The sequence below is a fragment of the Streptomyces sp. NPDC088730 genome, from assembly GCF_044751215.1.
Classification (GTDB): Bacteria; Actinomycetota; Actinomycetes; order Streptomycetales; family Streptomycetaceae; genus Streptomyces.
Window position 1 is genome coordinate 98873 of the sequence record NZ_JBIVLK010000008.1, and the last position, 13496, is coordinate 112368.

The window sequence follows — 13496 nt, forward strand, 5'->3', positions numbered from 1 at the left end:
GCGCGGACCGTGCGGACGGTCCGCACCGGGCCGGCGGGCGGACATGCCGGTCATACGGAGACCGGCCACGCCCCGACCCACACACGCGTGATGGCACTGATGTAGCGCGCGCCGCACCGGTCGGCGGGCACCACCAGCTGGCTCCCCGCCGCGTCCAGTCCCCGGCCGTCCATCCTGGTGGCCAGGAGGACCGGGACATCGCCGAAATCGGCGTCCAGCTCCGCCCACGACAGCACGGTGTGGTGCCCGTCCCCGCCGGTGACCGCCACCAGGTAGCGGGACCGGTCCTTGCGCTTGCGCGCGTCGAACACCGGGTGGGCGTCGAGCACCACCTCGCGGAGCAGGGGGCCCTCGAAGCTGTGGTGCTGCGGGCCGTTGGTGGCGCAGTCGAAGACGACCTCCGCCCGGTGCTGCTCCCAGCCGCCGCGCAGGTCCGCGACGGTCAGCGTGGCCGGGCACGCCACGTCCCCGCGCAGGGCGAAGGGCGTGAACAGCGGGGCGGGTGTGCGGGGTTGCGCGCTGAGTCTGCTCATGGGGATCCCCAAATCGGACGGCCCGCAGGGCGGCTGTCAGAAGGTATGCCCAGCAGCCACCCCGCGAAATCGCGCGTACGAGGCGATGTCCGCCAAAAGCCTGGCGTTTGTGAACCGGTACCAGTGATATCAAGCGTTTCTGCCGCATCCGGATCACCGGCCGTCCGGCCTGCCGGAGCGGGCCCCGGCCTGTTCGTCCAGGCCCAGCCAGACGCGGTCCCTGGTGAGGGGCAGTTCGGTGAACCGGACCCCGGTGGCATCCCGCACCGCGTTCAGGAACGCGGGCGCGACCGGATTGAAGGGGCTCTCGCTCATCGACTTCGCCCCCAGCGGGCCGATCGAGTCCTCGGTCTCCATGAAGTGGACCTCAGTACGGGGGATGTCCGCGTACTGAGGCAGCCGGTACTGGCGGAACGCGGCGGTGGTGACCCTGCCCCGCTCGTCCAGCCGGACGTTCTCGAAGAGCGTGGCCCCCAGCGCCTGGGCGATGCCGCCCTCGACCTGGCCCCGGCACTGCATCGGGTTCATGACCTTGCCCGCGTCCGCCGCGTGCACACTGCGCAGGATCCTGATCTCACCGGTTCCCGGGTCGACGGCGAGCCTGAACCACTGGGCGTTGAAGGCGACGGAGCGCGGCGTCCCGCCGAAGTGGCCGTCCGCCGCGAGCTCCCGGCCGGCCGAGTGCGCCGCGGCGTACAGCTCCTTCAGCAGGACGCGGGTGTTCCGGTACTCGACGGCGTCCTCCAGCAGGCGGCACTCGTCGCGGTGCACCCCGAGGTGCCGGGCCGCGAAGGTGAGGAGGGTCTCCGCCAGGGCCTGGGAGGCCCGGAGCGTCGCCTTGCCGGCCACCACGGTCCCGGTCGATCCAAAGGCCCCGGTGTCGTGCTTCACGACATCGGTGTCCGACTGGCGCACGGTGATCCGGTCGACGGTGGTGCCCAGTTCACCGGCCGCGATCTGCCGGTGGACCGTCGTGGTGCCGTTGCCGAACTCCGCGGTCCCCACGGCCAGATCGAGGGTCCCGTCGGCCAGCAGACTGATCCGGGCGTCGGCGATGTGCCCGCCGGGCGGGCCGGTCGCGATCATGGACAGCGCGGACCCTTCCCCCACGAGCCACCCCTCGGGCGCCGCGCCGGCCGGCTCGGCCCGAGCGGTCCGTACGATGCCCAGGCACTGGTCGAGCCCGTAACTGGCGATGTGCAGGTCCTCCTCCTCGCCACCCGGGCTGATCATGGGTTCCCCCGGGCCGATGATGTTGCGTTCCCGGAACTCCAGCGGGTCCATGGAGAGCAGTCGGGCCAGTTCGTCCATGACCGACTCCGTGGCGAAGACGACCTGCCCGAGCCCGTAGCCGCGGAACGCGCCCGCCGGCACGGCGTGGGTGTAGACGGCGTAGGCGTCCGCCTTCTTGTGCGGGGCGCGGTAGACGGCCATCGACTCACCGACGCTGTGGAACATCACGGCCGGCCCGTGGTTGCCGTACGCACCGGTGTTGGACACCACCCGCAGCTGCAGCGCGGTCAGCGTCCCGTCGCGGCGGGCCCCTGCCTTGACCCGGACGGTGAACGGGTGCCGGGTGGTGGCCCCGAAGAACTGCTCGGCGCGGGTGTACTCAAGCTTCACCGGACGGCGCAGACGCATCGCGGCGAGTACGACGATGTCCTCGACGATCATCTCCTGCTTGCCGCCGAACCCGCCGCCCACCCGCCCGGCCAGCACCCGCACCTTCTCCAGCGGCAGGTCGAACAGGGCGCAGAGTGCCCGCCGGGTGAGGAAGGGGGTCTGGGTGCTGGAGCGCACCACGACGCGCTCCGGCCCCTCCTCCGGCCGCTCGAACCAGGCGACCGCACCGTGCGTCTCCAGGCTCGCGTGCTGGACCCGCTGGGTACGGAACGTCTCCTCGTACACCACGTCGGCGGCGGCGAACCCCTCCTCGACCGAGCCGATCTCGCCGTGCGACTCGCCCACGACGTTGTCGAGCGGCCGGGCGATCCGGGCCGCCTCGGCGTCCTTCGCGTGCACGACCGGCGCGCCCGGCAGCATCGCCTCCTCCGGATCGAGGACCGCCGGCAGCACCTCGTACGTCACCTCGACGCGCCGGCAGCCCTCCTCGGCCGCCGCCTCGCTGTCGGCGACGACCGCCGCCACCCGCTGGCCGGCGAAGCGCACGATGTCGTCGAGCACCCGGGTGTCGTCGGGATCCTCCGTGGGGTGCTCGTGCCGGGCGGTGGAGTAGTGGCGTTCGGGGGCGTCGTGGTGGGTGAGCACCAGACGCACCCCCGGGACGCGCAGCGCGGCGGACGTGTCGATGCCGGTGATCCTGGCGTGCGCGTGGGGTGAGCGCAGCAGTTTCATGTGCAGGAGGCCCGGGACGTCGATGTCGAAGGTGTAGCGGGCGGTCCCGGTCACCACCTGGGGGCCCGCCGGGGCAGGCAGGTTGCGGCCGACCGCCGCGCCCGCGCACGGCGCCTCGACGTGCTTCACGCCGCGCACCGCGTCCTCGATGGCGCGGTACCCGGTGCAGCGGCAGAGGTTCCCCTTGAACGCGCGCGGCAGGTCCGCGAGCTGCTCCTCGTCGAGAGCGGCCGTGGTCATCAGGTACCCGGCGGTGCAGAAGCCGCACTGGAAACCCTGCGCGTCCAGGAACCTCTGCTGCACGGGGTGGAGTTCGCCGTCCGTGGCCAGGCCTTCCACGGTGGTCACGGAGCGGCCCGCCGCCCGCACCGCCGGGTAGATACAGCTGTGCACCGGCTCCCCGTCGACATGGACGGTGCAGGCCCCGCAGTCACCGGCGTCGCAGCCCTTCTTCACGCCGAACCAGCCGCGTTCGCGCAGATAGGTGCGCAGGCACTGTCCCGGCCGCGGTTCGGCGTCGAAGGGCTGCTCGTTGACATGGATCCCGAAACTCATCGCGTACCTTCCGTGGTCAGCTCGCGCCGGACCTCCTCGGCCAGGTGGAAGGCCATGTGCCGTCGCCAGGCGGGCAGCCCGTGGATGTCGTCGAACCAGTCGGAGTCGTCGATGGCCGCCTCCAACGCGCCGCGCAGGCCCGCCCGGTCCGGTGGCAGCGGGAACCAGAACCGGAAGGGGCGCACGGTCGCCGCGGTGACCGTCACGGCCAGCGAGCCGTCCTGCTCGTCGAGCACCCCGATGACCAAGGCGCCGGACCTGCCCAGTCCGTAGAGCGAGGCCTGCCGGAATGCGGTGCGCGCGGCCAGCGTCCGGGCGGGCAGGGTGACGGAGCGCAGCAGCTCGCCCTCGCCGAGGTCCTTGCGCCCGGCTCCGGTGACGAAATCGGCCACCCGCACCCGGCGCAGCGAGCCGTCCTGCGCCTGGAGGAGGCACTCCCCGTCGAGGGCCGCGGTGAGGGAGATCATCGGCCCGGCCGGCAGGGCGTTGCAGAGATTCCCGCCGATGGTGGCCATGTTCCAGATCTTGAAGGAGGCGAGGAAGGCCCGGCAGCACTGCTCGAACAGCGGTGCGGCCCGGACCCGGCTCCGCTTCCCGTGGCGGGAGAGCTGGGCGATGGTGCAGGTCGCGGCGAACTCCACGGAACCGTCGTCGTGGTGGGTGACCGGCTCCCAGCCCATCCGGCTCAGGTCCACCAGCCGCCGCAGCTGGGGCTGGGGCTCGGAGAACAGGTAGGTGCCCCCGCCGAGCCAGGCGTCACCGGGCCGCCAGGGCTCGTGGGAACGGGCGTCCCGCACGTCCCGCACGGTGTTGAGATCCATGTCGTTCTCCACTCCGGCCGCTGCGTCGTCGGCCACCGAGAAGATCAGTGAAGCAATGCCGCCGCCCCGCGCACGACTGGTGCACCACACGGAAAAACACCAGCCCCCGGGCCGCGTCCTGGAGGATTCACCAAGAGGTGTATCTATCACTTCACCTTGCATTTACGATGGCGGGACTCGCAGTCGCCTCGTGAATGTGAGGTGTCGGGACCCGGACCCGGCAGTCGCGCAAGGAGCCACACCATGCACGTCGAACACCTTCTGCAGCTCGAATCGCTCGGCCTCACCCTGCTGTGGGGCGAAGAGCCCCTGCCGGTCCGGGAGATCAGCGGGGTCACCGCCACCGACCTGGAGGACCCGGCCCGCTTCCTCCAGCAGGGGGAGATCGTGCTCAGCGGCCTGGTGTGGTGGCGCCCCGAGGACGAGCCCGAGAAGGCGGAGCGGTTCGTCACCGCGCTGCGGACGGCCGGAGCCGTGGCCCTGCTCGCGGGCGAGGAGACGCACGGGGCCGTGCCCGATGCCCTGGTCGACGCCTGCCGGACCCAGGGGGTCACCCTCGTCGCCGTCCCCGCCCGCACCAGCTTCCGGGCCATCACCGAGGCGGTCTACCTCCGGCAGTGGGGCGATCTCAGCCGCCGCCCCACCCACCACTACGCCACCCCGGAGAACGTGCGCAACGAGCTCAGCGCCCTGCTCGCGGCCGGCGCGCACCCGGACACGCTGCTCGACCGGGCCTTCGCCCACCTGGGCACCCCGCCCGCCTACCTCCTCAGCGCGACCGGGCGCACCCTCGCCCGCACGCCGTCCGCCCCGCCGCTGACCGCGCGACGGGGCGCGGAATGCCTGCACGGGCCCGCCGGAGTCACCCTGCGCGTCGAGTCGGACGGATCCCCCTACGACGTCTGGCACCTGTACGTCCCCGACACGGCCGGGGCGCCGCCCCGCGTGCTGCACGAGATAGCCGACGTGCTCGCCCAGCACCGGCACCGCGCCGCCCCCGCGGAGAACGCGGCGCGCCGCAAGGGTGACGAACTCGTCTCACTGGTCGACGCCCCGCACACCGACGGGACATCACTGCGCACCGCCCTCCACGGCTGCGGCCTCTCCGGCCGGGGGCCCTACCAGGTCCTCACGGCCCGGCCGGCCCACGAGGACGACGCGGACGCGGCGGCGGACGCCCTGACCGAGGCACTGCACCACGACGCGGAGCGCCCCTTCGCCGTGGGCAGGCTCACGGGAGGCACGGCCGTGGCCGTCGTCCAGGGCGAACCGGACGACCGCCAGGGCCGGCTGCACGCCCTGTGGCCCGCACTGGACGCCTGCCGCCCCGGCGCGCCGCTCCACGGCGGGCTCGGCGCCGTGGCCGCGAGCCCCGAGGAGCTGCACGGCAGCCTCGTGCAGGCGCGCTACGCCCTCACGGCGTCCCGCACCACCGCACCCGCGGCGGCCGGGCTGACCTCGGTGGACGAACTCACCACCCTGGGCACGCTGCTCGCGGGGCTCCCCGGCGAGGTCCGCGAGGTCTTCAGCGCCCGGACCCTGGGCCCGCTGACCGAGGGGGACGGCGCCTCCCAGCGCATGATGCTGCACACCCTCGAAGTCTTCCTCGCGCACAACTGCTCCTGGGCCCGCGCCGCCGAGGCGCTTCACCTCCACGTCAACACGGTCCACTACCGCGTCCGGCGGATCGAGCAGCTCACCGGCCGGGATCTGTCGCGCCTCGACCACCGGCTCGACCTGCAGGCCGCGCTGATGTGCCGCTGACCGGAATCGACCCGGGCCGGGGGATCAGACCCGGCCGGCCGGCCGGTCGATGTGCACGTTCGTCGACTTCACCCGGGCCGTGGCCAAGACCCCCACCGCCAGACCGAGTTCATCGACGGACTCGCGGCTGATCAGCGACACCAGCCGGTGCGGCCCCGACTGGATCTCCACCTGCGCCACCACGTCGTCGGCCGTCACCGCGACGACGATCCCGGCGAACGAGTTCCGTACCGAGGTCAGGACCTCCCCGGGCACCGGATGCAGCCCGGCGGCACGCTCCGTGGCGAAGCGCGCGAGGCTGACGCCGTCGATGACCCGGTTTCCCGAACCGCCCCGGTCCATCGCGAGATGACCGCCGTCGGCCCAGCGGCGAACGGTCTCGGAACTCACGGCCAGCAGCTCAGCGGCCTGGCCAATGCTGTACGAGGGCACTCGCGCACTCTAGTGCCTCCGGTCCGGATCAGGCCGGGCCCGCGGGGTCCGGCGCCGTGCGCGGCCCGCCGGAAGCGCCCGCCCGCAGCCCGTCCATCACGAGGTCCAGCAGCCGGGCCGCGCGCGGTGGCCAGTCGCTGTGCGGGTCGATCTGCCAGAGCCCGGCGATGGCGAGCAGGAAGTCCTCCGCGGTCAGCCCCGGACGGATGGTGCCGGCCTTCTCGTTGGCGTCCAGCAGGAGCGTGACGGCCCCGGTCACCGGACCGTGGCCCAGCCGGGCCAGGCCGCCCTGCCGGCTGACCGTCGTACGCAGCGCCTCGGCCAGACCCGCCTTGGCCATGGCGAACTGCGCGAGCCGGTCCATCCACTCCCGCAGAGCCCGGTCGGGATCGCGGGTGAGGAGCAACTGGGCGGCGGAGTCGGCCACCTGCTGCATCTCGTAGCGGTAGACCTCCAGGACGAGCGCCTCCCGGTCGGGGAAGTTCCGGTAGAACGTCCCCTGCCCGACGCAGGCTTTCCTGGCGATCACGCTCACCGGAGCGTCCGCCGCCCGGGTCAGCTCGGCCAGCGCGACTTCCAGGATGCGTTCGCGATTGCGCTGTGCGTCCGGACGCAGAGGGGTGCTCTTCCGCTCCCGCACACGTCCTCCTTCCGGGCCCGCGGCCGTGGGCCGCCCTTGATAACCGGACAGCTGTCCACTAGGTTCGATCACTGGCGGACAGCTGTCCGCTTAGCCTCACCTTAGCGGCAGTTCAGGCCACTCCTGCCCCTCCCGGACCGTCCACCCGGGACCGGTCTCGTTCGACGACGCGCATCAGCAACGCGAAAGAAGGCTGATCATGGCCCCATCGACGTCCAGTGCGATCACCCTGAACATCAACGGCGAAAAGCACACGCTGCCCGTCGATCACCGCACCACCCTCCTCGACGCCCTGCGCGAGCGTCTCGATCTGACCGGCACCAAGAAGGGCTGCGACCAGGGCCAGTGCGGCGCCTGCACGGTGCTGCTCGACGGGCGCAGAGCCGTGGCCTGTCTGCAACTGGCGGTCGCCGCCGAGGGGCGCGCGGTCACCACCATCGAAGGGGTAGCCGACGGCGACCGGCTGCACCCCGTCCAGCAGGCCTTCCTCGACCTCGACGGCTACCAGTGCGGCTACTGCACCCCGGGGCAGATCTGCTCCGCCCTCGCGGTGATCGAGGAACACGCGGCGGGCTGGCCGAGCGCCGTGACCGACGATGTCCGGCCCGAGGCCGGGGTTCCCGCGCTCACCCCGGAGGAGATACGCGAGCGGATGAGCGGCAACCTGTGCCGCTGCGGCGCCTACGTGTCGATCGTGCGGGCGGTCGAACGGGCCGCGGAAGCCTCCGCAGCCTCCGCCGACGAGGTCAGGGAGCCGCTCGCATGAGGGAATTCGGCTACGAGCGCGTCCACGACGTCTCCGGAGCGCTCGCGCTGCTCGGCACGGACCCGGAGGCCCGCTTCCTCGGCGGCGGCACCAATCTGGTGGACCTGATGAAGGCCGGCGTGGAGCGCCCCGCCCTCCTCGTCGATGTGCAGGAACTGCCGCTGGACACCGTGGAGTTCACGGCGGGCGGCGGCCTTCGCGTCGGCGCGACCGTCACCAACAGCGATCTCGCCGCCCACCCCGAGGTGCGGCGTCACTACCCGGCACTGGCGCAGGCACTCCTGGCCGGAGCCTCCGGACAGCTGCGCAACATGGCCACGGTCGGCGGGAATCTGCTCCAGCGCACCCGCTGCGGCTACTTCAGCGACCTGGCCAAGCCGTGCAACAAGCGTGTCCCCGGCAGCGGTTGCCCGGCCATCGCGGGCGAGCACCACAACCACGCGATCCTCGGCGCCTCCGGGCACTGTGTGGCCACCCACCCCTCGGACATGGCGGTCGCGCTCGCGGCGTTCGACGCCGTCATCTCGTACGAGACGGCCGGCGGGCCCGGTGAGCTGCCGATCGCCGACTTCTACCCGCCGGTGGGAGACACCCCGCACATCGAGACCGCCCTGCCGCCCGGCGCCCTCATCACCGGTGTCACCCTGCCGCCGGCCGCCGTCGCCGCGCACTCCCGGTACCGGAAGGTGCGCGAGCGCGCCTCCTTCGCCTTCGCGGTCGGTTCCGTCGCCGCCGCGCTCGACGTCAGGGACGGGGAGGTCGCCGAGGTGCGCCTCGCGTTCGGGGCGGTCGCGTCCCGGCCGTGGCGGGCCCGCGTCGCCGAGCGGGCGCTGACCGGCGGACCGGCGAGCGCCGAGGCGTACGCCGCCGCCGCGGACGCCGAACTGGCAGCGGCGGAGGCACTCCCGGAGAACGGATACAAGGTGACCCTGACCCGCAACCTGGTGGTGTCCGTGCTGAGCGAACTCGCCGAGGAGGCAGCCCGATGACCACGACGGCAGACAGCGCGGCGTTCACCGGGGCCGTCGGCTCCGGCCGTACCAGGGTGGAGGGCCGCGACAAGGTCACCGGAGCGGCCCGCTACGCAGGCGAGATCCCCTTCGCGGACCTCGCCCACGGCTGGCTGGTGCTCTCGACCGTGGCCCGCGGCCGGGTCCGCGAAGTGCGGGAAGCCGACGTGCTGGCCATGCCCGGAGTCCTCGCGGTGCTGCACCACGGGAACGCGCCGCGCGTCGAGACCGACTACGTCGGCATGCTGGGACGGCCCAACCCGGTCGTCGGGCTCTTCCAGCACGACCGGGTGCCGTTCGTGGGCTGGCCGGTGGCGATGGTCGTGGCCGAGACGTCCGAGCAGGCCAGAGAGGCGGCCGAGGCGCTGGTCGTCCGCTACGACGAGGAGCCGCACGACGTGGCGTTCTTCGCCGGTCACCCCGGCGCGTACCCGCCGCCGAGCGGTGTGATGGACGAGGCCGAGACGGCGAAGGGCGATCTGGAGGCCGAACTGGCGGCGGCCGCCTTCGTCGTGGACGAGGCGTACTCCACCCCGGAGGAGCACCACAGCTCGATGGAGCCGCACGCGGCGACCGCCCGCTGGGACGACGGCCGGCTCGACGTCGTCGACTCCAACCAGGGCAGCACGTGGGTCGCCACCGAGCTCGCGCTGGTCTTCTCCCTCGACCCGTCGGCCGTACGGGTGCGGTCCGAGCACGTCGGAGGCGCCTTCGGCTCCAAGGGGCTGAGCCCCCACCAGGTGGCCGCCGTGATGGGGGCGACCGTACTCCAGCGCCCCGTGCGCGTCGTGCTGACCAGGCGCCAGATGTTCTCGCTGGCGGGGTACCGCAGCCCCACGGCACAGCGGGTCAGGCTCGCGGCCGACGCGGACGGCCGGCTGCGCGTGTTCGACCACCGGTCGCAGAGCCTGACATCGACCGTGCACGAGTTCGTCGAGACCAGCGCCGTGCTGGGGCGGGTCCTGTACGACGCGGACGCGCACCACACCCTGCACACGCTGGTACGGCTCGACGTGCCGTCCCCGACCTGGATGCGCGCACCCGGCGAGGCGCCGGGGTCCTTCGCCGTCGAATCGGCGCTCGACGAACTGGCCGAGAAGTGCGGGGTGGACCCGATCGCGCTGCGCGTCCGCAACGAGACCTCGGTCGGGCCCGTCTCCGGGCTGCCGTTCAGCAGCCGCAACGTGGTCGCCTGCTTCGAGGAGGGGGCCCGCAGGTTCGGCTGGGCGGACCGGGATCCGCGCCCCGGCGTGCGCCGCGAGGGGCGCTGGCTGATCGGGACCGGAACGGCCGCGGCCACCTACCCCTCGGGAGTGAGCCCGTCCACCGCGGCCGTCACCGCGGAGCCGGACGGCGGGTTCACCGTACGGATCAACGCGGCAGACGTCGGTACCGGTGCCAGGACCGCGATGACGCTGGTCGCCGCGGACGCCCTGGAGGTGGACCCGGACCGCGTCCGGGTCCGGATCGGGGACAGTGACCTGGGCCAGGCGATGATCGCCGGCGGCTCCATGGGCACCCGCTCCTGGGCCTGGGCGGTCATGCTGGCGGCGGGCGAGGTGCGCGAGCGCCTGGCACTGGGCGGCGGCATCCCGCCGGAGGGAATCACCGCCAGGTCGAACACCGCGGACGTCATCGGCACCCTTGCGCAGCTGGAACGGCACTCCTTCGGGGCGCAGTTCGCGGAGGCGGCGGTGGATGTCACCACCGGCGAGGTGCGGGTGCGAAGGCTGCTCGGTATCTACGCCGCGGGCGCCATCGTCAACCCGCTCACCGCACGCAGCCAGTTCATCGGCGGAATGACCTGGGGACTGTCGATGGCCCTGCACGAGGAGGCGGTCAGGGACCAGGCCTCCGGCGGCCATGTCGGCGCCGACCTCGCCGGCTACCACTTCGCCTCGCACGCCGACGTGCCGGTCATCGAGGCGGACTGGGTGGACGACCACGTTCCCGGCGATCCCATCGGGATCAAGGGCATAGGCGAGATCGGTGTCGTCGGTGTCGCCGCCGCGATCGCCAACGCGGTGTGGCACGCCACCGGCGTCCGTCACCGGGAGCTGCCGATCCGCCCCGACCGCGTCCTGCGCGCGGCACGGGACGCCAGGGGCGCCTGAGCGGCGGACGCCGGTCCCCCGGCGGCTGCGTGACCCGCGAGGGCCACGCCGCCGCCGGGGGACAGGAAACCGGAGTCAGAACTTCCGCAGCGTGACCGAGCCGCCGGGCCGCAGTTCCACCCGCCGCGTCACGCCCTTCCAGCTCACCTCTGTGGTGCGGCCGCCGACACTGCGTACGCGCGCCTCGCGCACCTTCCCGTCGCGCCAGCTCAGATCCACCACGAAGCCGCCACGCGCGCCCAGTCCGGTGACGGACCCCGAGCCCGCCCATGCCGCCGGCAGGGCGGGCAGCAGTTCGATGCGGCCCGGCCGGGAGTAGAGGAGCATCTCGATCATGGCCGTCGGGGTACCGAAGTTGGCGTCGATCTGGAAGATCCCGCGGCCCGGCTCGGTCTGGTAGATGTCGAACAGGTTCGCCGAGGTGCCGTTGCTGCTGCTGACCGAGGGCCGCAGGTTGTTGACCACGAGCTGGTAGGCGTTGTCGGCGTTCTTCAGCCGTGCCCAGCACATCGCACGCCAGGCGTTGGCCCAGCCGAAGTTCTCCATGCCGCGCGCCGTAAGCAGCGCGGTGGCCCCGGCCAGCAGCTCGTCGGAGACCGCGCCCGCCCTGATCCGGTCCCCGGGGAAGAGGCCGATCAGCGGTGACAGATGCCGGTGCTCCGTCTCGCCGAGGTTCTCCGGGGACATCCACTCCTGGAGCCAGCCGGTCTCGGGGCTGACCTCCGGCAGGTACAGCCGCTTCCGCATCTTCGCCACGGCCGCGCCGTACCGCGCGTCGCGGCCGAGCAGCGCGCACGCCTCCTCGAAGTGCAGGAAGAGGTCGCGTACCACCTCCTGGGCGTAGGTGTTGCCCTTCGCGTCCTGCGGTCCGTGCTCGGGGGACCAGTCGCTGTCCGCGATCAGGACCTCGCGCCGCTCGCCCGTCGCGGCATCGGTGACGGTCGTGGTCAGCAGCCGCGCCTCCCAGAACTCGCAGGCGCCCTTCAGCATCGGGAAGATCCGTGCCACATGGGCCAGGTCCTGGGTGAACTCGTAGTGCTCCCATAGGGAGTTGCACAGCCAGGCGTTGCCTGCGGGATGCCACCACCAGCCGAGGCCGCCGTGGATGTTGGTGGAGAACGCCACGGTCCAGCCGGCGACCTTGCCGCTGGAGTTGCGGAAGCGGTTGGCGGGGTCGTTGAAATGACTGCCGGTCAGCTCGGTCCAGGACGGGAGCTGGGCGAGGCAGTAGTCCGTCAGCGCGTCGAAGCAGGGGGACAGCCCCGCGCGGTCGGCCATCCAGTAGTTCATCTGGATGTTGATGTCGGTGTGGTAATCGCCCATCCAGTCCGGGTCGTTGCCGTCCAGCCACAGGCCCTGAAGGGCGACCGGCAGCCCGCCCCGCGAACCGGAGATCATCAGATAGCGGCCGAACTGGAGGTACAGGGACTCCAGTTCCGGATCGGGCTCGCCCTCCGCCGTACGGGCCCGCAGCCGGTCCCAGGTGTCCAGGGAGCGCTGCTGCGGTGTGGAGGCGCCCAGATCCAGCGTCATACGGTCGAACAGGCTCCGGTGATCGGCCACATGGGTGTGCAGCAGATCGGTGGCGGAGACGGCGGCGGCGTCACGGGCCTTGGTGCGCGCGAGGGCGAGCGGGTCGAGCCCCGGGGCGCGGTAGCCCTTGGCCGGGTCGGGGGCGTAGTCGGTCCCGCCGCTGATCACCACGGTGAGCTCCGCGCACCGGGTGAAGGTGATCCGGCCGCCGTCCGTGGACACCTTGCCGCCGCGGCTGTGCGCCAGGACGACCGCTCCGTAGCGGAGCCCGTTGCCGAACGAGCCCGCCAGGGAGAGTTCCGCCCTGCGCCCGTCCGCCGAGGTGGCCTCGCCGTGGGTGCCGTCCAGCGCGAGCGTGCCGGTGTAGTGGCCGCCGCCGCGCTGGGTGAACCGGATGACCACGACATCGTCCGGCCGGCTGGCCAGGACGCTGCGTTCGTACGTCGCACCGGAGCGGGTGTAGCGGGAGGTGACGACGCCCTGGGCGAGGTCGAGACCGCGGCGGTAGCCGGACACCTCGGAGAGCTCGTGGTCCGGGATGTCGACGGTCACGTTGCCCAGCAGGGTGAAGCTGCCGAAGTCCTCCCGGCCGTAAGGGAACTGGCCGTCCGCGTCCAGCCGGTCGTTGATCCCGCCGGTCCACAGGGTGGCGTCGGTGATGTGCAGCAGTTCGTGCGCGGGGTCGTTGCCGACGAGCGCACCGAGCCGGCCGTTGCCCACCGGGAGGGCCTGCTCGATCATCGAGCCGGCGGCGGCGGGCGTCCGGTACCACATCTCGGTGCCCCGGCCGGGGGCGCGCGGCGGGGCCGCGGCGGGCCGCCGCGGTGCGGGTGTGGCGGCGAAGGCGGGCAGCGCGCCGAGTGCGGTGGCCGAACCCACGGCCGCGGCGAGCGTGAGCAGCCGGCGGCGGCTCGGGTGACCGGGCTCCGGCCGCGCGGGCGGCTGCGGGTGCTGGTCGTTCACGGTGACTCCA

At 72.7% G+C, this 13496-nt stretch carries 10 protein-coding genes; 4 read left to right on the top strand and 6 right to left on the bottom strand.

Features of this window, described 5'->3' with window-relative positions:
• Positions 1 to 50: 50 nt before the first annotated feature.
• The 3 genes from ACIP89_RS23870 to ACIP89_RS23880 form a co-directional block, all read right to left on the bottom strand.
• Positions 51 to 533: a molybdopterin-dependent oxidoreductase gene (locus tag ACIP89_RS23870; protein WP_402116593.1), complete on the bottom strand. Its 483-nt coding sequence runs from the start codon at positions 531 to 533 to the stop codon at positions 51 to 53.
• A gap of 153 nt (positions 534 to 686) precedes the next feature.
• Complete coding sequence (locus tag ACIP89_RS23875) at positions 687 to 3443, bottom strand: molybdopterin-dependent oxidoreductase (RefSeq protein WP_402116594.1); 2757 nt, start codon at positions 3441 to 3443, stop codon at positions 687 to 689.
• Positions 3440 to 4264, bottom strand: a complete 825-nt coding sequence (locus ACIP89_RS23880; protein WP_402116828.1) for an FAD binding domain-containing protein — start codon at positions 4262 to 4264, stop codon at positions 3440 to 3442. Before ACIP89_RS23880 ends, ACIP89_RS23875 begins: the two co-directional genes overlap by 4 nt.
• Before the next feature lie 243 nt (positions 4265 to 4507).
• On the opposite strand from ACIP89_RS23880, the gene ACIP89_RS23885 reads away from it, so the two are divergent.
• Positions 4508 to 6028 (top strand): PucR family transcriptional regulator, encoded by a 1521-nt coding sequence (locus ACIP89_RS23885; RefSeq protein ID WP_402116596.1) that lies wholly within the window; start codon positions 4508 to 4510, stop codon positions 6026 to 6028.
• A gap of 24 nt (positions 6029 to 6052) precedes the next feature.
• On the opposite strand, the gene ACIP89_RS23890 is transcribed toward ACIP89_RS23885, so the two are convergent.
• Together ACIP89_RS23890 and ACIP89_RS23895 are read right to left on the bottom strand one after the other, a co-directional pair.
• The gene (locus ACIP89_RS23890) at positions 6053 to 6460 is read right to left on the bottom strand and encodes a molybdopterin-binding protein (protein WP_401924544.1); all 408 of its coding nucleotides are present in this window, start codon (positions 6458 to 6460) and stop codon (positions 6053 to 6055) included.
• Positions 6461 to 6488: 28 nt separating this feature from the next.
• Positions 6489 to 7100: a TetR/AcrR family transcriptional regulator gene (locus ACIP89_RS23895; RefSeq protein ID WP_401924542.1), complete on the bottom strand. Its 612-nt coding sequence runs from the start codon at positions 7098 to 7100 to the stop codon at positions 6489 to 6491.
• 199 nt (positions 7101 to 7299) lie between these two features.
• Between ACIP89_RS23895 and ACIP89_RS23900 the strand changes: the two genes are divergently transcribed.
• Genes ACIP89_RS23900 through ACIP89_RS23910 form a run of 3 tightly spaced genes read left to right on the top strand, consistent with a single transcriptional unit; the run spans position 7300 to position 10990 of the window.
• Entirely contained in the window at positions 7300 to 7866 is a 567-nt protein-coding gene (locus ACIP89_RS23900) for a (2Fe-2S)-binding protein (protein WP_401924540.1), read from the top strand.
• Entirely contained in the window at positions 7863 to 8855 is a 993-nt protein-coding gene (locus ACIP89_RS23905; RefSeq protein ID WP_402116597.1) for an FAD binding domain-containing protein, read from the top strand. Before ACIP89_RS23900 ends, ACIP89_RS23905 begins: the two co-directional genes overlap by 4 nt.
• A complete protein-coding gene (locus ACIP89_RS23910) occupies positions 8852 to 10990 on the top strand; it encodes a xanthine dehydrogenase family protein molybdopterin-binding subunit (RefSeq protein ID WP_402116599.1) in 2139 nt (712 codons plus the stop codon). The genes ACIP89_RS23905 and ACIP89_RS23910 overlap by 4 nt, the downstream gene beginning before the upstream one ends.
• Before the next feature lie 75 nt (positions 10991 to 11065).
• Here the strand turns inward: ACIP89_RS23910 and ACIP89_RS23915 are convergent, their stop codons facing one another.
• A complete protein-coding gene (locus ACIP89_RS23915) occupies positions 11066 to 13486 on the bottom strand; it encodes a glycosyl hydrolase family 95 catalytic domain-containing protein (protein WP_402116600.1) in 2421 nt (806 codons plus the stop codon).
• Between the last annotated feature and the right edge of the window lie 10 nt (positions 13487 to 13496).

What these genes read in the sequence shown, in the direction of transcription:
- ACIP89_RS23870 (WP_402116593.1), bottom strand. Translation starts at nt 533, where the DNA reads ATGAGCAGACTCAGCGCGCAACCCCGCACACCCGCCCCGCTGTTCACG.
- ACIP89_RS23875 (WP_402116594.1), bottom strand. Translation starts at nt 3,443, where the DNA reads ATGAGTTTCGGGATCCATGTCAACGAGCAGCCCTTCGACGCCGAACCG.
- ACIP89_RS23880 (WP_402116828.1), bottom strand. Translation starts at nt 4,264, where the DNA reads ATGGATCTCAACACCGTGCGGGACGTGCGGGACGCCCGTTCCCACGAG.
- ACIP89_RS23885 (WP_402116596.1), top strand. Translation starts at nt 4,508, where the DNA reads ATGCACGTCGAACACCTTCTGCAGCTCGAATCGCTCGGCCTCACCCTG.
- ACIP89_RS23900 (WP_401924540.1), top strand. Translation starts at nt 7,300, where the DNA reads ATGGCCCCATCGACGTCCAGTGCGATCACCCTGAACATCAACGGCGAA.
- ACIP89_RS23905 (WP_402116597.1), top strand. Translation starts at nt 7,863, where the DNA reads ATGAGGGAATTCGGCTACGAGCGCGTCCACGACGTCTCCGGAGCGCTC.
- ACIP89_RS23910 (WP_402116599.1), top strand. Translation starts at nt 8,852, where the DNA reads ATGACCACGACGGCAGACAGCGCGGCGTTCACCGGGGCCGTCGGCTCC.